The 19,867-nt window shown below is 47.6% G+C and carries 23 protein-coding genes; 1 reads left to right on the forward strand and 22 read right to left on the reverse strand.

Annotated features, from left to right (window positions below):
• Window positions 1–70: 70 nt before the first annotated feature.
• The 21 genes from ACWA2B_RS11785 to mtrB form a co-directional block, all read right to left on the reverse strand.
• Window positions 71–1,159 carry a prephenate dehydrogenase gene (locus tag ACWA2B_RS11785; RefSeq protein WP_069012433.1) on the reverse strand — a complete coding sequence of 363 codons (1,089 nt, stop codon included), beginning with the start codon at window positions 1,157–1,159 and terminating at the stop codon, window positions 71–73.
• A gap of 26 nt (window positions 1,160–1,185) precedes the next feature.
• A complete protein-coding gene (gene hisC / locus ACWA2B_RS11790; protein WP_342434249.1) occupies window positions 1,186–2,289 on the reverse strand; it encodes a histidinol-phosphate transaminase in 1,104 nt (367 codons plus the stop codon).
• 58 nt (window positions 2,290–2,347) lie between these two features.
• On the reverse strand, window positions 2,348–3,154 hold the full coding sequence (gene trpA, locus ACWA2B_RS11795; protein WP_165146973.1) for a tryptophan synthase subunit alpha: 807 nt from the start codon (window positions 3,152–3,154) through the stop codon (window positions 2,348–2,350).
• The gene (trpB, locus tag ACWA2B_RS11800) at window positions 3,151–4,347 is read right to left on the reverse strand and encodes a tryptophan synthase subunit beta (RefSeq protein ID WP_013310713.1); all 1,197 of its coding nucleotides are present in this window, start codon (window positions 4,345–4,347) and stop codon (window positions 3,151–3,153) included. The genes trpA and trpB overlap by 4 nt, the downstream gene beginning before the upstream one ends.
• On the reverse strand, window positions 4,344–5,015 hold the full coding sequence (locus tag ACWA2B_RS11805; RefSeq protein ID WP_165146976.1) for a phosphoribosylanthranilate isomerase: 672 nt from the start codon (window positions 5,013–5,015) through the stop codon (window positions 4,344–4,346). Before ACWA2B_RS11805 ends, trpB begins: the two co-directional genes overlap by 4 nt.
• Window positions 5,012–5,806, reverse strand: coding sequence for an indole-3-glycerol phosphate synthase TrpC (gene trpC, locus ACWA2B_RS11810; RefSeq protein WP_165146979.1), 795 nt, complete (start codon window positions 5,804–5,806; stop codon window positions 5,012–5,014). The genes ACWA2B_RS11805 and trpC overlap by 4 nt, the downstream gene beginning before the upstream one ends.
• On the reverse strand, window positions 5,796–6,842 hold the full coding sequence (gene trpD / locus ACWA2B_RS11815; RefSeq protein WP_165146982.1) for an anthranilate phosphoribosyltransferase: 1,047 nt from the start codon (window positions 6,840–6,842) through the stop codon (window positions 5,796–5,798). Before trpD ends, trpC begins: the two co-directional genes overlap by 11 nt.
• A gap of 34 nt (window positions 6,843–6,876) precedes the next feature.
• Window positions 6,877–8,427, reverse strand: coding sequence for an anthranilate synthase component I (trpE, locus tag ACWA2B_RS11820; protein ID WP_342434250.1), 1,551 nt, complete (start codon window positions 8,425–8,427; stop codon window positions 6,877–6,879).
• Between the two features lie 502 nt (window positions 8,428–8,929).
• Window positions 8,930–9,304 (reverse strand): chorismate mutase, encoded by a 375-nt coding sequence (gene aroH, locus ACWA2B_RS11825; protein WP_342434251.1) that lies wholly within the window; start codon window positions 9,302–9,304, stop codon window positions 8,930–8,932.
• Window positions 9,305–9,306: 2 nt separating this feature from the next.
• Complete coding sequence (aroB, locus tag ACWA2B_RS11830; protein WP_318627154.1) at window positions 9,307–10,401, reverse strand: 3-dehydroquinate synthase; 1,095 nt, start codon at window positions 10,399–10,401, stop codon at window positions 9,307–9,309.
• A 1-nt stretch (window position 10,402) separates the two neighbouring features.
• Window positions 10,403–11,572, reverse strand: coding sequence for a chorismate synthase (aroC, locus tag ACWA2B_RS11835; RefSeq protein ID WP_013310720.1), 1,170 nt, complete (start codon window positions 11,570–11,572; stop codon window positions 10,403–10,405).
• Window positions 11,573–11,801: 229 nt separating this feature from the next.
• A complete protein-coding gene (locus ACWA2B_RS11840) occupies window positions 11,802–12,602 on the reverse strand; it encodes a CheR family methyltransferase (RefSeq protein ID WP_023989169.1) in 801 nt (266 codons plus the stop codon).
• Between the two features lie 30 nt (window positions 12,603–12,632).
• The gene (gene ndk / locus ACWA2B_RS11845) at window positions 12,633–13,076 is read right to left on the reverse strand and encodes a nucleoside-diphosphate kinase (protein ID WP_039271067.1); all 444 of its coding nucleotides are present in this window, start codon (window positions 13,074–13,076) and stop codon (window positions 12,633–12,635) included.
• Window positions 13,077–13,186: 110 nt separating this feature from the next.
• A complete protein-coding gene (locus tag ACWA2B_RS11850) occupies window positions 13,187–14,161 on the reverse strand; it encodes a polyprenyl synthetase family protein (protein WP_307346146.1) in 975 nt (324 codons plus the stop codon).
• A complete protein-coding gene (locus ACWA2B_RS11855; protein ID WP_342434252.1) occupies window positions 14,158–15,024 on the reverse strand; it encodes a menaquinone biosynthetic enzyme MqnA/MqnD family protein in 867 nt (288 codons plus the stop codon). Before ACWA2B_RS11855 ends, ACWA2B_RS11850 begins: the two co-directional genes overlap by 4 nt.
• The gene (locus ACWA2B_RS11860; protein ID WP_340955770.1) at window positions 14,981–15,640 is read right to left on the reverse strand and encodes a UbiX family flavin prenyltransferase; all 660 of its coding nucleotides are present in this window, start codon (window positions 15,638–15,640) and stop codon (window positions 14,981–14,983) included. The genes ACWA2B_RS11855 and ACWA2B_RS11860 overlap by 44 nt, the downstream gene beginning before the upstream one ends.
• A 5-nt stretch (window positions 15,641–15,645) precedes the next feature.
• The gene (locus ACWA2B_RS11865) at window positions 15,646–16,512 is read right to left on the reverse strand and encodes a UbiA-like polyprenyltransferase (RefSeq protein ID WP_029517333.1); all 867 of its coding nucleotides are present in this window, start codon (window positions 16,510–16,512) and stop codon (window positions 15,646–15,648) included.
• Window positions 16,505–17,233 carry a demethylmenaquinone methyltransferase gene (locus ACWA2B_RS11870; protein WP_039271329.1) on the reverse strand — a complete coding sequence of 243 codons (729 nt, stop codon included), beginning with the start codon at window positions 17,231–17,233 and terminating at the stop codon, window positions 16,505–16,507. The genes ACWA2B_RS11865 and ACWA2B_RS11870 overlap by 8 nt, the downstream gene beginning before the upstream one ends.
• A gap of 9 nt (window positions 17,234–17,242) precedes the next feature.
• Complete coding sequence (locus tag ACWA2B_RS11875) at window positions 17,243–18,112, reverse strand: heptaprenyl diphosphate synthase component 1 (protein WP_039271060.1); 870 nt, start codon at window positions 18,110–18,112, stop codon at window positions 17,243–17,245.
• A gap of 116 nt (window positions 18,113–18,228) precedes the next feature.
• A complete protein-coding gene (locus ACWA2B_RS11880) occupies window positions 18,229–18,780 on the reverse strand; it encodes a hypothetical protein (protein WP_165146991.1) in 552 nt (183 codons plus the stop codon).
• Between the two features lie 98 nt (window positions 18,781–18,878).
• Window positions 18,879–19,109 carry a trp RNA-binding attenuation protein MtrB gene (gene mtrB, locus ACWA2B_RS11885; protein WP_013310730.1) on the reverse strand — a complete coding sequence of 77 codons (231 nt, stop codon included), beginning with the start codon at window positions 19,107–19,109 and terminating at the stop codon, window positions 18,879–18,881.
• Window positions 19,110–19,265: 156 nt separating this feature from the next.
• Here mtrB and ACWA2B_RS11890 point away from each other — a divergent pair, with 156 nt between their 5' ends.
• Window positions 19,266–19,439 carry a hypothetical protein gene (locus ACWA2B_RS11890; protein WP_165146994.1) on the forward strand — a complete coding sequence of 58 codons (174 nt, stop codon included), beginning with the start codon at window positions 19,266–19,268 and terminating at the stop codon, window positions 19,437–19,439.
• Window positions 19,440–19,510: 71 nt separating this feature from the next.
• Here ACWA2B_RS11890 and ACWA2B_RS11895 read toward each other — a convergent pair whose 3' ends face one another.
• Complete coding sequence (locus ACWA2B_RS11895) at window positions 19,511–19,783, reverse strand: HU family DNA-binding protein (protein WP_013310732.1); 273 nt, start codon at window positions 19,781–19,783, stop codon at window positions 19,511–19,513.
• Window positions 19,784–19,867: the final 84 nt, after the last annotated feature.

A 19,867-nucleotide genomic window follows, 5' to 3' on the forward strand; every position in this document is an offset into this window, starting at 1 on the left:
CGATCGTAAGATCAAATGAATCGCGGAGCGCAGTCCCTCCTTTAACGAACACTCATACTTTCTTCACCCTTTATACCACCACTTTATAGCCCATCGAATCCAGCAGTGTCTTGGCACGCTCCCAATCCTGCTCTTGACGGAAGGAAAGCCGCATGATGCCTGGGACATCCTCCCGGCTTTCGATGATTTGCATATTGCTCAGATTAATGCTGTGATTCCCCAGTTCCATAGCAATTCGCCCGATAATCCCTGGGGTATCCGGTACATCAATATACAGATCAAACGTAGAGACGATGACTCCTTTACGACGCTCTGGCAGTTCACTGCGGAAGTGCCCAGCTGTTAAAAACTCGTCAGCGATTCCCTCACCGTCTTGTATTCTCAGTAAATGGGTAAAACGCTCAATCTGTCCGTTCCATTCTTCCAACAGACCTAGTAAAACTTCACGATTGCTCAGTAAGATGTCCCGCCACACAACCGGATCACTAGAGGCTATCCGTGTAATATCACGGAACCCACCGGCAGCCAATGTACGGTACAACGGATTTTCATCATTGTGCTTTCGCACCTGATTCACCAGCGCTGCTGCAATAATGTGCGGAAGATGGCTAATCGCACCGACAATGTCATCGTGCATAGCTGGTTCGACACGCACAACATGAGCATTAGTATATTTTAATAAACGTTCCAGCGAGCAGTATGCTTCCTCAGGCACACCCTCTGCCGGGGAAAGCACATAATATGCATTTTCAAACAGCAACGCGGAAGCAGCCTTTACACCGGAACGCTCCGAACCAGCCATCGGATGACCACCGATAAAGTAAGCATTGCGCAAAGAAATTTCTGATGCTTTTTTGGCAATTGCCGATTTCGTGCTGCCTACATCGGTGATAATACAACCCGCTTTAAGCGGTAGCCTGCTTAACAGTTCGAGATAATACTCCAATAAGCCCACAGGTACGCATAAAAAAATAAAATCGGCATCCTCTGCCGCTTCTTCAACCGAAAGAGTCGCGGTGTCCACGACACCACGGCTTAACATCGGTTCCATCAGTTCAGGGAGATGGGCATGGCCGACAACCGAAATATCCGGCTTCCCTTTAAAACAAAGTGCGAGGGACCCACCTATCAGTCCCACGCCGAAAATGGCAATCTTCATCAATTATCAAATCCCATCTGCGGAAATTATAGGCGTACTTTCGCCGCTTCCGCCCCCAGGACCTGTTCCAGCGCACGAATAAACAACTCATTTTGCGGTTGTGATCCAACGGACACTCTAATATATGTCGGATATTTGTGATGACCTGCGCGAATAATCACACCTTTACGAAGCAACTCCTGGAATACCTCACCGGATGGACGACGTACATCCAGCATAATAAAATTACCATGTGCTGGGAAAGACTCCAATCCCAGACGCTTCAGCTCATTTTGCAAATAAGCTCTGCCCTCTGCATTACGATCCCGGCATTCTTGAACAAATTCCTGATCTTCCAAAGCAGCAATAGCCGCAGCCTGTGCTACCCGTGAAGTATTAAACGGTTCACGAACCTGATTTATCAAGCGAATAATTGACTCAGCTCCCATACCATAACCAATGCGTAGCGAAGCAAGGCCATAGATTTTGGAGAAGGTGCGAAGTACAACCAGATTTTCATACACTGGCAACAAACGAATGCCGTCGGGATAAGAACGATCCGTCACAAACTCGGCGTAAGCTTCATCCAGCACAACCATGATATGCTTTGGTACTTGGTTCAAAAACGAAATCAGCTCCGCTTCGGGTACAATCGTGCCCGTCGGATTATTTGGATTACAGATCCAAATAATTTTTGTACGGTCATTGATGTGGGACAGCATAGCATCCAAATCATGTACACCGTCACGCAAAGGCACCTCAACTGCAACCGCTCCCTCAATTTCCACGTTACTTTTATACACGGAAAATGTCTGATCGGCCATAATGCTTTCTTCCCCAGGAAGGAGGAAAGCACGCGTAATCAACGCAATAATTTCGTCAGATCCGCAGCCATAGATAAACTGATCCTCTTTTAAACCCGTCCGTTTAGCTAATGCCTGTGTCAAAGCTACCGCACTTCCGTCAGGATATACACTAATGTTAGCAAACTCCTGTTGAATGGCCTGCAATACTTTAGGAGAGCTACCATACGGATTCTCATTCGAGGCGAGCTTGATGACTTCATCGAGTCCCAGCTCACGTTTTACGTCTTCAATCGGTTTACCGGGCTGATATACTGGCAAATGTACAATATGCGGTTTAGGTTGCATGCCCCTACCTCCTCTATCCAATCAGAACTATATTTACTACTTTATATTTTGACACCCATTATTGCTTTAATTGTGCCACAAAATTATGAATTTGCAAAAGACCTTCTTGCCTGCGTGCAGAATCATTCAGTAGTGGAATGGCCTCCTCTACCTGACGTACAATAGCACTACCAACTACAACACCATCGCAAATATTTGAGAAACGGGTTACCTGCACCTGAGTAGAGATCCCGAAGCCCACCGCTACCGGAATATCCGTATGCCGTTTGACCTGCGCGATAAAGCCCTCTATACCTTCAAAAAAGGAAGCTCTTTCCCCAGTTACACCCAGCGAGGATACACAGTATACAAATCCACGTGCCTGACGGACAATTCGCTCGATCCGCTGTTCAGACGTTGGAGCCACCAGAGGAATCAGATGCACACCCACCTCAGCTGCCCGTCCTCCCAGCTCCTCCGCTTCCTCAAGCGGAAGGTCCGGAATAATAAGACCGCTGATACCGTGCTCCTGCAAGCCTGCAAAGAAAGCATCCATCCCCATCTGTAATACAGGGTTATAATACGTGAACAGAATAAAAGGCAGGCTTGAACCTGCCGCCCTAGCCAGAGAAGCTGTCTCCATGCACGTGCGGATGGAAATTTGCCGTTTCAGTGCACGCTCAGACGCGCGCTGAATTACAGGTCCATCAGCCAGCGGGTCGGAATAGGGTACACCCAGTTCCAATATGTCAGCTCCGGCCGACTCTAACTGCCGAATGATCTCTATCGTCGTATCCACATCCGGGTCGCCTACCGTCAGAAAAGGAATTAATGCCGTTTTGCCTTCATTTTTAAGGCGATCAAACGCCTGATCAATTAAATTCATGACGGATTTCCTCCCAAATACTTGATAATGGAGTCCACATCTTTATCCCCGCGTCCAGACAAACAAATAACGATAATATCATCTGCCGTCAACGTGGGTGCCAGCTTGACAACCTGCGCAACTGCATGTGCCGACTCTAATGCAGGAAGTATTCCTTCGGTACGGCAGAGGAGCTGAAGCGCATCCAGCGCTTCCTGATCCGTGATCGGAACATATTTGGCCCGCTCAATATCTTTCAGGTATGAATGCTCCGGTCCAACACCTGGATAATCCAGTCCAGCCGAGATGGAATGCGCAGGTTGCACTTGTCCGTACTCATCCTGAAGCAGATAACTCATAGAGCCTTGGAAGACCCCTTGTGTTCCCTTGGTCATCGTAGCTGCATGGAATTCTGTTTCGACACCTTTTCCAGCGGCCTCCACGCCAATCAAAGCGACACCCTGATCCTCAATAAAAGGATAAAACATGCCGATGGCATTGCTTCCGCCACCGATCGCTGCCACGATGACATCCGGCAATCTGCCTTCCTTCTCTAGGATCTGGCGACGCGTTTCATCACCAATCACACGTTGGAAGTCCCGCACCATCATTGGATATGGATGCGGGCCGACAGCTGAACCCAAAATATAAAACGTATCATGGACATGGCTGACCCAGTAACGCAAGGCTTCATTACCAGCATCCTTAAGTGTACGTGTACCCGATGTCACTGGAATGACCTCTGCACCCAAAAGCTGCATCCGAAAAACGTTCAACTGCTGGCGCACAGTATCCTCTTCGCCCATAAACACCTTGCATTCCAATCCGAGCAACGCAGCCACAGTTGCTGTCGCGACACCATGTTGTCCTGCGCCTGTTTCAGCAATAACCTTCTGTTTACCCATACGCTTCGCCAGCAATCCCTGAGCTAATGCATTATTGATTTTGTGGGCGCCAGTATGGTTTAAATCTTCGCGCTTCAAGTAAATTTTAGCCCCGCCCAAATGCTGGCTCAGACGTTCCGCATGATAAAGCGGGGTTTCCCGACCAGAATAGTCTTTCAGGAGCCCGTTCAACTCTGCTTTAAACTCGGGATCATCCGCGTACTTACGGTAGGATTCCTCCAATTCAATCAGTGCGTTCATCAACGTTTCCGGTACAAAACGTCCTCCAAATGTTCCAAAACGTCCGTTGTTATCAGGTAATTGTGTCATGCCTGCTTCACCCTTTCTACGAATGCTGTGATTTTTGCAATGTCCTTGACTCCGTTCGTCTCTACACCGCTGGATACATCCAGCCCTTCGGGATGATACTCATGAACCAGCTTTTCCGCATTATCAGCAGTCAGCCCGCCGGCTACAAACAAAGGAATTCCATGTTGATGGGTCCAAGCCTGATAGGCAGGAATTCGATCCCACGCAAACGTTTTTCCAGAACCGCCACCATACAGGGGATCGTATGTATCGAGCAGTAAAGCATCAATTGTTCCGACATAGGCATCCAATTCGTCCGCCGAGCGTTCTCTCTGTCCTTGACTGTCCACAGACCATGCCTTGAATACCTGTATACCAAAATACTCCCTGATTTCCCGACAGCGCTCTGGACTCTCCTGTCCATGCAGCTGTATGACATCCAAGGGTGCTTTCTCCATCACATCATTTAACAGTGCATCACCAGGGTTCACAAATACGCCCACGCTGCGCGGTCTGCTGCCTGAGGTCCATTCATCCAATACGCGAAGCAGCTCTCCAGCCTGTACGCCGTCAATCCGGCGCTTGCTGTCGGCAAACACAAAACCTATATAATCGACCGGTAAGTTTACCATAGATTTTAGCACTTCAACGCTTTGAAGTCCACAAATTTTTACGCCCGTTTTGTTCATACTTTAATCCCGTCCATCAATTCGGTTACAGCCTGTCCCACATCTTCCTTGCGCATCAGATGCTCCCCTACCAGGATGCCGTGTGCACCCACCGAATGCAGATACTTTACATCTTCCGGTCCAGCAATTCCGCTCTCACTGATGAACGTAATCCCTTTAGGAATTAGTGAGATCAGCTCCTCCGTCGTCTGGAGACGAGTCTCGAATGTTCGCAGATTTCGGTTATTTACGCCAATCAAGGTTGCTGTCCCCAGCTCCAGCACCGCTTTAAGCTCCTCACTGTCATGCACCTCTACCAATGCGTCCAGCCCAAGGTTCTTGGCGATTTGTAAAAAGGACCCTAATACACGCCGTTCCAGTATAGCGGCAATCAACAGCACCGCATCCGCTCCCAGCAAACGAGCTTCATATATTTGCCGTTCATCAATGATAAAATCCTTTCGCAACAGCGGAATCTTCACCTGATCGCGAATCTGCTGTAAATATTCAGGACTTCCCTGAAAATACGTCACATCTGTCAGTACAGAAATGCAATCCGCTCCTGCTCCCTCATATGCACGTGCAATGTCCACCGGATGGAAATCCGGTCGAATCAGCCCTTTGGATGGGGAAGCCTTCTTCACCTCAGCAATCAGTCCGAGCGGACGGTTGCGTCCGCTCGCGATCGCATTTTCGAATCCTCTCGTCGCAGGTAAATCAGCAATTAATCGTTCAGCTTTACTTATTTGAAAATGCTCCTTAAGCTGCTCCACTTCTTGTCGCTTCGTCACCACAATTTTATCAAGATACATATTGATATTCCCCCGTTGCCTGTATTAATTGGTCCAGCTTGGAAAGTGCCCGTCCAGAGTCAATGGCTTCGGCCGCTCGTGCTACTCCGTCCGTCAAGGTAGCTGCTGTGCCTGATACATAAATGCACGCTCCTGCATTCGCTAACACAACATCCCGATAAGCTCCATGCTCTCCGTTTAAAATTCGTCGTATGATATCTGCGTTAACCTGTGCGTCACCGCCCAGCACCTGATCAAGAGAATGCGTCTGCAAGCCCAAATCCGACGGATGAAGCTCGAACGTGTGAACCTTGCCGTCCCTTAGCTCGGATACTCGTGTCGCAGCTGAAATGCTAATTTCATCTAGTCCATCCAGACTACTGACAACCATGGCCCGTTTGGAGCCTAGCCGGTTCAATACCTCGGCAATGACTTCCGTTTTGCTGGCGTCATAAATGCCCAACAACTGCCGATCCGCACCAGCCGGATTCGTCAATGGACCCAGCATATTGAATACCGTCCGCACACCCAGCTCGCGGCGCGGCGCGGCGGCATGCTTCATAGACGGATGATACAGCTGTGCGAATAAAAAGCAGATGCCGATTCGGTCCAGACATGACCTAGCCTGATCACTCGTCAAATGAATGTTGACTCCCAATGCCTCCAGGACATCAGCGCTCCCGGCACGGCCACTTGCAGAACGGTTGCCATGCTTTGCTACCCGTACAGACACCGAAGCTGCGATGATTGCGGATATCGTGGAAATATTAAACTTGTGAATCCCCGAACCTCCAGTACCACATGTGTCCAGCAGACGACCGTTGCCTTCTTCAGCTTGCACTGGACTAGCGTAGCTACGCATAGCCTCGGCAAAACCAGTGATTTCATCTACCGTTTCCCCTTTGAGGCGAAGAGCCGTCAGCAGCCCGCCAATTTGCGCCTGTGTAGCACTTCCACTCATAATCTGTTCCATTACGCTACGGGCCTCCGTACGCGAAAGATGCTGTCCCTCCATGATCCGGCTTAACCCCACTTGCATCATGTCATGTCGTTCCATTGTCGTCTCCTCCTCAAAATCAGATTTTTGCGTGTTACGGAGTGTACAAATAATCCTGGTTGATGACGCTGTTATAGGGCTGTGTCGTTGCCGGGAACATCACTTCTGCCGTGCGGATTGCCTTCAGCAATGCCTTTGCTTTGTTCACCGTCTCCTGATACTCGCTTTCCGGAACTGAGTCCCACACAATTCCAGCGCCTGCCTGGACATAAGCCCGGTTCTTTTTAAACACAATTGTGCGAATCGTAATGCAAGCGTCCATATTGCCCGAGAAGCCCAAATATCCAATCGCCCCTGCATAGGGTCCACGTGCTTCCCGCTCCAACTCAGCAATAATCTCCATGGCCCGCAGCTTTGGTGCCCCTGATACGGTACCGGCTGGCAGACAAGACAGGAAAGCATCGAAGAAATCTTTGTCCTCACGTAGCTCACCTGACACATTGGATACAATGTGCATGACATGGGAATAGCGTTCAATCTCCATAAACGTATCGCATTTGACTGTGCCAAACTGTGATACACGGCCCAAATCATTTCTTCCCAAATCGACCAGCATCAGATGTTCTGCACGCTCTTTTTCGTCGTTTAACAGTTCTTCAGCAAGTGCCGCATCTTCTGTCTCCGTTACCCCACGCGGTCTCGTTCCTGCAATAGGACGGGTTTCTACCCGGCCGTTTTCCACCTTGACGAGTGCCTCAGGCGAAGTGCCTACGATGATCTCGTCATCCATTTTCAAATAATACATATATGGCGACGGGTTCATCGTGCGCAGCACGCGGTATACCTGTAAAGGAGAGGCCTCTGTATCAATGTGAAAACGCTGGGATAGTACAACCTGAAAAATATCACCGGAGCGGATATACTCCTTCGCCTGCTCTACGTTTGATATAAACTGTTCCTTCGTCACATTGGATTGAATCTCACCCAGTTCCACATCATCTGGAATGGAGGCCGATCCTAATCGCTCAGGCTGAGGCTGCTTGCGCAGATACTGTGCCGTTTCCTCCAACTTGCGCTCCACATCAGCATAAGCAGCTCGAATGTCCTCATCGCGGAACCCTTCGCCTACATGAACATTGCCAACCAGCAAAATTTGCTGTTTCACATGATCAAAGACAATGACTTGATCGCAGAACATAAAACGAATATCATCCATATTCAAATCATCTACCGAGTGCTCTGGCAGCTTTTCATAGTATTGAAGCAGGTCATATCCAAAAAATCCGATAGCCCCGCCTGTAAATGGAGGCATTTCTTTCAGTTTCGGACTGCGGTATTTACGTAGCAATGCTTTGAGCGCTTCAATCGGCTTGTCGTTTAATATTTGCCGTTTACCGTGTTGTTCCAATATCAAACGTCCTTTTTTACCCGAGACCATTAGAAACGGGTCTGTACCGATGAACGAATGTCGCGCCCACTGCTCGCCTCCCTCTACACTCTCTAGCAGAAAGGCATGGTCCCGCTCGGCATACCGACGGAAAATCCGAATCGGCGTCTCCATATCAGCCAGCACTTTTTTGTACACAGGAATCAGGTTAAATTCACTCGCCATCGTTATCACTTGCTCCACATGCGGCGTTAACATGAGATCACTTCCTTTCCAAATTGGCGCAGAACCAAAGGAGAGAATATAAGAAAAACGTCTATCGACGTACCTTCACGGAGGCCAGACCGCGTGTAGCGGAAGTTTTTCTTGCGATTATAGAATTGTTCAGCTCCGCTGAAAATTTTATAAATTCTATAATCGTAAAAAAGCCTCTACCGGTAAGGTAGAGGCTGTCAGTTATTGAAATTATAAGAATGCTCCATATGTAAAATGACTACAGCAAATAGATAAGTATACACTCATCCCTTTGGTATAACCGCGCAGGTTGCCTCAAATAAGCTTCTCTGTAGAAGATTATCTCTTCATAGACAAAAGCTCACCCGCTACTGCCGATCTCTGTAATCTCATATGGAATTGGCTAAGGCTGCACTCTTCTCATCTCAACTCTGTCTCTGGCTAACTCTACTCTACTTAACTCTGCTACACACACTATATCTCATGGGATGTTACTTTGGCAACCACCAACTTTAAAACCGGGCGCTTATTTCCCTTGGGAAGCCAGATCCGGTCTTAACGCCTGCGCTCCGTTCAAATATACATGTTTAATTTCACGCTGGGATTTATCAGTGTTCACCTGTACCATCAAACGGATGCACTTGGGTAAACTGCCTGCCACAGGAATTTCTAATGAACACATGAGCGGAACCATATCCCAGCCATCAAGCTGACGAATGGCCTTGGCTGGAAAGGCAGTATCCAGGTCATGGGTCACCGTAACCCATACGTTACTAATATCCTCTGGCTGAATTTCATTGTAGGATACAATTTCCTCCAGTAGTTGGCTTGTTGCTTCCAAAATTTCATTTTCTTCATTATTCGCTACGGTCGTCGCGCCACGAATTCCACGATTGTACATCGTTACACCCCCTCTTTTAACTGTTCAATAACTCTTCGGATGTAAGAGACGGAAATATCCTTCACAACCTCCACGTGCCCGATGCTACGTGGGACGACAAAAGTAATGCTGCCTTCTTTGAACTTTTTGTCATGCATCATCGCGTCCAGTAGCCGATCTGTATCGAGATGTGACGGAAGGGAGGTCGGTAGCCGTAGTGAAGACAACATATCCTTCGTTGCATCTACCAAAGAAGGATCTGCCCCCAGCTTCACGCCCAAAAGTGCGGAGCCGACCATTCCAATCGAAATGGCTTCCCCGTGTAAAAACTCACCATATCCCGCAATAGCTTCAATCGCATGACCAATCGTATGACCTAGGTTTAAAATAGCGCGCAAATCATGTTCTCGTTCATCGCGTGACACCACTTCGGCTTTAATGGAACATCCCTTTTCCAGACCGTACTCCAGAGCTGTCGCATCCAGTGCAAGCAAATCAGTCGCATGGTCACGGCACCACTGGGCGAAATTAGCATCCCAGATCAAGCCGTGCTTGATCATTTCAGCAAGCCCCGCAGATACCTCACGAGGAGGCAGTGTAGACAACGTATCTACGTCATACAATACAAGTTCCGGTTGATGGAAAGCTCCTATCATATTCTTCGCCAAAAGATGGTTGATGCCGACCTTACCGCCCACGCTACTGTCATGGGCCAGAATCGTAGTGGGGATCTGTACAAACTTGACACCTCTCATATAAGAAGCTGCCACAAATCCAGCCAAATCACCCACGACACCACCCCCAAGTGCAATAACGGCTGAATTGCGATCCAAGCCGCCCTCAATGGCTGCTGTTATGACCTGCTCAAATACAGCAAGCGACTTGGAGGTTTCACCTGGCTTAACGACAAAGGACACTGTCTTGTAGCCAGATGCCTGAAGATTGCTCTCCAATGTTGCCAAGTAGAATCCCGCTACATTTTCGTCAGAAACAATCAACAACGGGCTTTTTTGCGCAATTCCTCGTTCCTTCAACAACTCTCCCGCTCGATATAGCAGTCCTCGTCCAATATGAATAGGATAAGAACGTTCGCCAAGCTGTACCGTCAGCGTACTCATTTTAGTACCGCCCCAATTGTTCTTCGTAGGATGCAATATTCGCACGAATCTCTTCAATCGAATCCCCGCCGAATTTTTCTAGCAAAGCTTTTGCAATCTCCCAAGCTACCACATGCTCCATAACTACGCTAGCCGCAGGTACTGCACATGCATCCGAACGCTCAACCTGTGCAGTGAACGCCTCCTTCGTATCAATGTCGACACTTTGCAGAGGCTTGTAGAGTGTGGGGATCGGCTTCATTACGCCACGAACCACAACTGGCATTCCATTCGTCATGCCCCCCTCAAAACCACCCAAACGATTGGTACGACGGTGATATCCACGTTCCTCATCATATAGAATCTCGTCATGCACCTGTGAACCGCGCAACTCTCCTGCTTCAAAACCGATGCCGATTTCCACGCCTTTAAATGCATTAATCGACATGACGCCTTGTGCGATACGTGCATCCAGCTTCCGATCATACTGTACATGACTGCCCAGACCAATCGGAACACCTTCTACAATACATTCCACTACCCCACCGACTGAATCACCTTCTTGCTTGATCAAATCAATATATGCTTCCATTTTCTTTTCGGTTTCTGGATCGGTTACTCTCACCGAGGAAGCTTCTGTCACCGCAATCAGCTCATCAATCGGCAAATCGCGGTAAGGAGCTTCGATTTCCCCAATACGGATGACCTGACCTGCCACCTTGATTCCGAACTCAGCCAGCAATTGACGAGCCAAACCGCCGCATGCCACACGAATTGCTGTTTCACGTGCGCTGGAGCGCTCCAGCACGTTACGAAGATCCTTCAGGTTGTATTTCATTCCGCCATTCAAATCCGCATGACCCGGACGTGGCCGGTGAACCCGACGCTTTTCTTCATCACTGCCTTCAATAGGCTCAATATTCATAATGTTCTGCCAGTGCTTCCAATCGTTATTTTCCACAACCAGCGCAATCGGTGCACCCGTGGTGTATCCGTGACGTACGCCTCCAGCAATCTTCGCCGTATCTTTTTCAATCTGCATACGCCGACCCCGTCCATATCCTTTCTGACGACGGTGCAGCTGAAAATTCAATTCCTCAAAATCCAATTTTAAATTGCTCGGCATACCCTCTACAATGGCAGTTAGCTGGGGACCATGCGTTTCCCCCGCGGTTAAATAACGTAAACTCATGACGCGTTCCCCCTTTAAACTGTTAAACTGTGCATCGCTAAAATCTTTAACTGTGCTTCATTATAGTATACGCACCTTTCTTTGACAAGAAAAGCCACGTGTATGCAGATAAACAAAAACACGCCTCTTAGCCAAAGGGGCTAAAGGACGTGCTTTGCTAATAAGCCAACCATCAATTACTCAAAGATATAAATAAGTCCCTATAAAACTTTGGATGATGTATGCAGGCTTATGCTTTTTTGCGATAAAAAAAGGTTTCCGTCGATTCCAGACCATATTGGTTAGGAGAAAAGATTTGCTCTGTGCTACCGACAAACAATACTCCGCCGGGACGAAGACTGGCTGCAAACTTTTGATACAACGTATGTTTGGCCTCTTCTGTAAAATAAATCATTACATTTCGACAGATAATGAGATCATAGCCATCCTCAAACCGATCCAGCAGCAAGTTTTGCTTTTGAAATTTCACGGCTTGTTTCAAACGGTCATCAATTCGATACATCGCACCATCCGGCTTAAAATATTTGCTAGCTACCTGCTCAGGCACATCCTTGAGCGAACGCTCCAAATATTTGCCTTCCTTGGCTTTTGCCAATGCACCATCATCAATGTCGGAAGCCGTAATGGAGCAATTCCCCAAAATCCCTTTACCGTCGAGAACCATAGCCAAGCTATAAGGCTCTTCACCAGTCGAGCAGGCCGCACTCCACAGCTTAAGCTTCTGCTTCCCCACAAGCAGTTGTGGCAAGATTGTATCTCGCAGCACTTCCCACCGATTGGGATTACGCCAAAATTCCGAAACATTGATCGTCATCCGATCCAGAAATTCATAGAATAGAGGTTTTTCCTTCATCATGGCATCATAAAAAGAAACAAAACTGGGAAACCCGTTTTTGTTGCGAAGCGTAGTTAACCGCCTTTTCATCTGTGCTTCTTTGTATTGTGCAAGATCAATACCTGTGCTGTCCTTGATTTTGCGGATAAACGCTGTGTAATCGGGGTCCGTCTGACCCAGTTCCATATCCGTCATGCTACCATCCTTCTTCATACGTAATTAAACTTACATCCAGGTCGCCACACTTTTTTCATACCGAACGGATTCTTCCGGCATGAAAAAATTTGCAATCTCGCGCTCTGCGCTCTCCGGTGAATCTGAACCATGAATGAGGTTAAACGGTGTATGTGCTGCAAAGTCTCCACGAATTGTGCCCGGAAGAGCTTCGGTTACTTGTGTTTTACCAATCAACAAGCGGGAAAGCGTAACGATGTTATCCCCTTCCCATACCATAGCAAACACAGGGCCTGATGTGATAAAACCTACAAGCTCTTCAAAAAAAGGCTTGCCCACATGCTCCGCATAATGCCGTTCTGCTTGTTCTCTTGATACTTGTACAAGCTTGCCAGCCGCCATTTTAAAGCCTTTGTCTTCCAGACGACTAATGATACGTCCAATCAATCCACGTTGTACACCATCCGGTTTAACCATCAAAAAAGTACGATCCATCGGCTCACTCCCAATCCAATCTAATGTATTTATACAGTACTAAACTGTATTGTAACAGAAAGCTTGGAAACGGTTAAAGTATTTTGTCACAGCAAACCCAAAACACAACTTTAGTAGGAGCGGCGTGTTACAAAATGAGCGATATCGCGTAGCGTCTTTTTTGTTTTGACATCTGGTAGTAAGTCCAGCGCGTTTAGCGCTTTATTAATATATCGGTCGGCGAGAATTTCAGCTTTAGCGATTCCTTCACTTTTTTTGATTATATCCACCGCTTTGCGTGCGTCTCCTTGCCCATCCCCATCCTGAATGCGGCGAATTTCAGCCAGTAGATCTGCACGCAACTCAGGCTGTTCGAGCGCATAAATCACCGGAAGCGTAATATTACCCTGTCTCATATCGCTGCCCGGGGGCTTGCCGATCTTTTTTTCTGTTCCGCACAGATCGAGCAGATCATCCTGAATTTGAAAAGCCATACCTACGTTATAGCCGTAGCTGTACAGCAGGGAATTGACACTTTCCCGTGCCCCTGCAGCCATAGCTCCCAGCTGGCAACTAACCGCAATTAATAAAGCCGTTTTGCGCCGTATGCGAAGCAAATAATTACGCACACTCTGATCCACATTAAAAAAATCACGAATTTGTTCCATTTCACCAATGGACATCTGCACCAGCGCTTTAGACAGTACCCGGTGAATGTCGGGATTCGGCAATCCAGCAGCAATAGACAGCGCACGTGCATATATGTAGTCTCCGGTGTACATAGCCACCCGATTGTCCCATTTGGACTTCACGGTGGGTTGACCGCGTCTCATTTCCGCATCGTCAATCACATCGTCGTGAACGAGAGAGGCAGAATGAATCAGTTCCAGAGGTACCGCTATACGCTTGAGCTTGTCCAGATCATATTCTCCAAACTTGCCTCCCAGCAATACAAATACGGGACGCAAACGCTTGCCCCCTGCTTTAAGCAGATGAAGCGACGTATCATTAATCAACGGCTCCGTACTATCGATACTGCGGTACAACTCTTCTTCTATAAAGTTCATATCCTTCTTTAATAAACCGAACAAATCCAATCGTTTCATTCTTTCACCCGTGTCAGCGTATTGTCACTCCAGAGAAGCGGCTTCACTCGTCGGTCAAGCAGCCCCAGTTCATGCGCATACTGTAAATAAAGCTCTAAACCTTGTTGTTGCTTCTCTCCAAAATCATAACACAGATTAGTAAAGTAGCGCTCCCAATAATCTCGCAGACCTCCAATTTCCTCGCATGCTTCAGAAATAACAGACGTCAAGTCCGACAGACTACGCTGCTTGCTTGCGCGGAACGCACTCGCAGTTTCAGCCACCGCTGCGGGATTTTGAGCAGCAACAGTACGTCGTACTGCCCATACAGCAAAAGTCATACTGTAGCCCGTCCAGCGCTTCCACTCTTCTCCGAGGTCCGTAACATACAGACCTTCGCTTCGCCATGATGCCTTAATCGCGTGATCTCCAATCAGTAGCCCTGCATCTGCCTGTTCCAGCATCAAGTCAAGATCCGGTTCACAGTCAAAATAGGAAGGCTGACCTTCCCATGCCTTTTGCATCAAAATTTTCAACAAATTCACGGATGTAGCAGACGTATTCGTTAGTGCAATGGTTCCGTTTTTGATTTCGTCCAGCGGCTTGCGTGAAAATAGTAAAATGGATTGCACAGGACCATCTGCACTGACGGATAAATCCGGCAACAGTAGCATTTCCTCAGCACCGGATGCATACGCAAAGGAGGACATCGCACTGATATCCAAACTCCCATTCAACATACCTTGATTCAATTCAGCCGGAACTTTAGAAACCATCTCCGCCGAATGGAGAAGCTCAGAAGGATTAAAATAATGAAAAATAGGCCAAGCGTTTGTATATTTAATTTTTCCGATTGTGATTGTCTTGGTGTCCGGTGTCGGCATCGGAATCCCCCCATCTCGTAAACAGTTGATGTTCTATACGCAAGCTGTCCAATACTTTGCCTACGAGGAACAGCACAATATCATCCAGCGTCTTCGGATGAAAGTAAAAAGCCGGCATAGCCGGAATCATTTTGACGCCAAGTCTCGCAAGCTTAAGCATGTTTTCCAAATGAATGGCATGTAGAGGTGTCTCACGAGGCACAAGGATCAGCGGACGACCTTCCTTTATCATCACGTCCGCTGCCCTCGCCATGAGATTATCGGACGAACCGTGTGCTACTGCTGACAACGTCCCCATCGAGCATGGCATGATAATCATCGCATCCACCAAATAAGAGCCGCTCGCAATCGAAGCTCCAATATCTGTGAACGGATGGTATACAAGAGAACCGGGACGGCCTCCGAATTGTTCATTCAAAGCCCCTTCCCGGTCAGTCACATTCCAGCCCAACTCCTCTTTCAACACCCGCCAGCCAGCATTAGACACGATCAGGTGAACTGTGTATTGCAAGTCCAGCAGAGTCTCTACCAGTCGCACACCATAAATGCTTCCGCTCGCGCCTGTAATGCCAATAACGATTCGTTTGCCTTGATGTTCGCTCACCTGATTATTCATTAGTATTAACGCACCACCAAATCAATCAGTGTAAAGGCAAATACGACAGTGCTAAGTACACCGTTCATAGTAAAGAATGCCGTCTGCAAACGACTCAAATCTTTTGGAGATACGATATAGTGCTCATAAAATAAAATGATGTACGAAATAATCATGCCCGCCAGATACCACCAGCTTAAATCTGCAATAAAGAACAGTACAATAAATCCGATCGCCGTAATGACGTGGAATGCCCGAGCGATGTTCAATGCACCTGCTACACCAAAACGGGCAGGAATAGAATAAACTCCTTCGTTTTGGTCAAAATCTATATCCTGACAAGCATAAATAACATCAAATCCAGCCGTCCAAAATGCGATCGTGAGATACAGAACGATAGCGGTCAAATCTATTTGTCCCGTTACCGCAACCCACGCGCCTAGTGGCGCCAAACCAATGGTCAGACCAAGTACAATATGGCAAAGCCAAGTGAAACGCTTGGTGTAAGAGTAAAAAACGAGCATAAAAAAGGCCAGCGGGAACAGCTTGAACGCCAGCGGACTTAACTTGAATGATGCCCAGAATAACAACACCAGACTGACGATAATGAAAATTACCACTTCGCTTGATTTGAGCAACCCTGCCGGGATAGCGCGTCCTGCTGTGCGCGGATTTTTCCCATCAATCACCCGGTCGATCATACGATTGAAGCCAAAAGCAGCGCTGCGTGCGCCAACCATAGCTAGCAGGATCCAGCCGATCTGCGGCCACGAGGGAAGGTTGCCTGTCACGACAACTGACCCCAATACAGCCCCCATGAATGCAAATGGGAGCGCAAATAACGTATGTTCAATTTTAATCATTTCCAAAAAAATAGCAATTTTCTTAAACATGCTGACTCTCCTTGATTCCAATGTGCAATGCCGCAATGCCTCCGGTGAGAGAATGAGCCTGAACATCCTTCAATCCGACTTCACGGAAGATGCCAGCCAACTCATCCCTTCCAGGAAAAAGCGCCAACGAATCAGGGAGCCATTTATACTGCTCATAACGTTTGGCGAACAATTTGCCGAGCATGGGCAAGATGTGTTGAAAATATGTGTAGTAAATTCCCTTGAACGGCTGCCAAGTAGGTTTGGACAATTCTAGACATACGACCTGCCCGCCAGGTTTGACGACTCGTTGCATCTCCTGTAACACGTGGCGCAGATCAGGTACGTTGCGCAGACCGAAACCAATCGTTGCATAATCAAATGAATTATCTTCAAAAGGCAGTTCCATCGCGTTGCCCTGAACAAGCTTAATTTGCTTTTCACGGGATTCTGATATAATTTTACGCTCGCCAACATTGAGCATGTTCTGACTAAAATCGAGTCCTACGATGTGACCACTTTCACTTGCTCGCGCCATCGCAAGCGTCCAGTCACATGTACCACAGCAAAGATCAATTGCCGTATCGCCGCGACGCATGTTCATTTTTTTCATCGTAAATTTCCGCCAAGCCTTATGTCTGCGAAAGCTCAGTATATCGTTCATCAAATCGTATTTACCTGCTATGCTTTCAAACACGCCATGAACGAATTGCTCTTTCGGCTTGGTGTCGCTTGATCCCATCACGTTCACCTAACCTTCCCTCACAACTGGGTGCGGACTATTTAGCAGCTTTAGGAAAGGCTCAAGCATGCGTTCAAATTCCTCGATCCCCGTATTTTGGTCATCTGACAGGATCTGCCGGATGTGTGTAACAGCCGTGCGAAGCTTGTCCAGTATCGCATCCTCGGCTTTGTATTTCAGAACAAGCTTACGCCATGCTTCAGTGTCAGTACCACTTTCTGAAAGCAACGCTTGCTCGTTCCGGTCTCCGTTACCATAAATATGCCAGAACACATATCCGAAACGGGACTTGCCCGGTTCTGTCCGCTTGCCCCATTCCTCCACCAAGGTATCACAGAGGGCAAATTTGTTGAGAAGCTGCTTCCAAATTTCCTGATCCTGTTCTGCTATAAGTGAAGTGAATGATAAAAAAAGCTCCTTTTTGAAACGAACCATCTGAGTTAAATACTGAGTTGCATCCAAGCGGAATTGCTTCATTCCCCAGTACAGACTCATTTTCCCTGCGTTCACTTCACATACAGCATCACTCAGCTTCGAAATGGCCGTAATGCGGCCTGCCAGTGCAAGCAGCTGATAAAAACGACTGCTAAAATAGTCCCCAGCTAACACTTTCAGCTGTCTGGAACGCATCTCCTCCGGGCTCCGTATACCGGATAAAGTATCAATCATATCATGCGTATCCAGCCCCATCTGCACAAGTGAGGTTACCAATGCGTACAGTTCGTCCTCACTGGCATGCAGCTCCTGCGCATTCCGGTTCAAAAACACAAACATCAAACGGGTACGGCTGTCAGGAAAAGCCGGCATTTCCGTATGTTGTTGAATCATGTCGTATTCCACATATTTCCTTGCTAATTGGGGTACGCGATACGGTTTCATCCTAAGCCTCCGAGACATGACTTTCTGCTATACTCAAATAATTGCAATGCCTTATATTATATCACAATTTAAAATGATTCGCGACTAAAGTACTGTAGGTCCACCGGCAGAAACATCTAATCTGTATATACACCGTTAAACCTGTTTTGCCACATGGGCGTTACTGTAATGCGGAAACGGGATTTCAAATCCTCTGGCAATTCCGCGCCTTCCCGGCTTCTCAGCTGTTCCAATGTCTCGTTCGTCCACTCGTTCCGGCGTATATCGGATGCAAGCAGCAAATGACGTTCTCCTGACCATTCGTCCTGCGTCACCACCCGAAGCAGCAATTGCCGCACATTCGTCGTTCCGTAAAAGCTAAAAGCGGCAATCTCCGCCATGTTTTGATAAATCTCTAGCGGGGCAGTTTCTTCCTTGGACAGTTTGACATCCAGGGTCAGGACTGAATGTTCCCAGCTTGCGCTTGCAATCGGTGTAGTCAACGGTAGCTCATTCAGCGTATCCACCAGATTGTCATCTGACAGCAGCACCCGTTGCTGAGGCGAAATCGTCGCCTGTGTCTCACGAACTGCTGCGGTTCCTGAGTCCAGCACTTGTAAAGACGGCAGCAACACAGCTGCTGCGATGGTTATGAGAATGGAGCCACCGAATACAATCCAAGGTTTCATCAGAGCCTCCCCTGACCTCTACCTCATAATGTGGGTTTGCTACGGTAAAGGTCCTCACTCTCATTCTACAACAAAAAAAAGCAGGCTATGCCTGCATTTTAATCCTCCGTATCTACTACCCCGTGCTTAGTCATCACAACGGCTTTGCCGCGAATTTTAATAGCAGAAGTATGATCCGTAAATTGGACAATCAGTACCTCGCCCTTGTCCAATTTTTCTGAATGATGCAAGCGTGTATCCTGGCCTCTGGTCAAACCAAATACCTGACATCCGTTGCTTTTCGCTTTAATTACGACGTACTCACTGCTACCCGTCACGTTATCTTCCATATCCTTTTCCTCCCTGAGAGCCGAAGCTATACTTTTTATGATGGAGATTCAAGCTTGTTTTGTCAACTACATGCTTCCCGTGCTCCTGCAATAATTAGCATGTCCCGAGCCATACTATCCGTGCAGTCCCATCTATTAAAGAAAGGAACGGATCTGATGAAAAACTACCTTCCCGCCAATCTCAGTCCTGCCCAAATCGAACGGCTTCAACAGCTGGAGCATGAATTTGCCGAGCTAACAGGTGAACCCCTAGTGCTGATCGCTTATGCCTCGCGAAACGGCAGGGCAGCTTCCTCTTCTCCAGTCCATAGCACCCCTACCACGAAGTAAACAGGACAAAAAGAAAAGGCCGTGAATCAAATTCACGGTCTTTTCAGCGCATTGGGAATATGTAAGAAATCTTATTTAATTCCGTCTTTAAGCGCTTTACCCGGTTTAAATGCCGGAATTTTGCTCGCAGGAATTTCGATTTCTTCTCCTGTTTGCGGGTTACGTCCTTTACGTGCGGAACGTTCACGAACCTCAAAGTTCCCGAAACCTACCAGTTGCACTTTATCTCCGCTTTGCAACGCTCCAGAGATCGCCTCAAATACTGCATCGATTGCTTTGGTTACGTCCTTCTTGGACAATTCAGTGCTTTCAGAAACCTGATTGATCAAATCCGTTTTATTCAATATATTCACCTCCCAATTCAAGTGTAGTCCAGCATTTAGGTTATCGGTGTTAATGACCGATATGAGGTCGCCTGTATAAAATAA

This window comes from Paenibacillus sp. CMM36 (assembly GCF_053570945.1).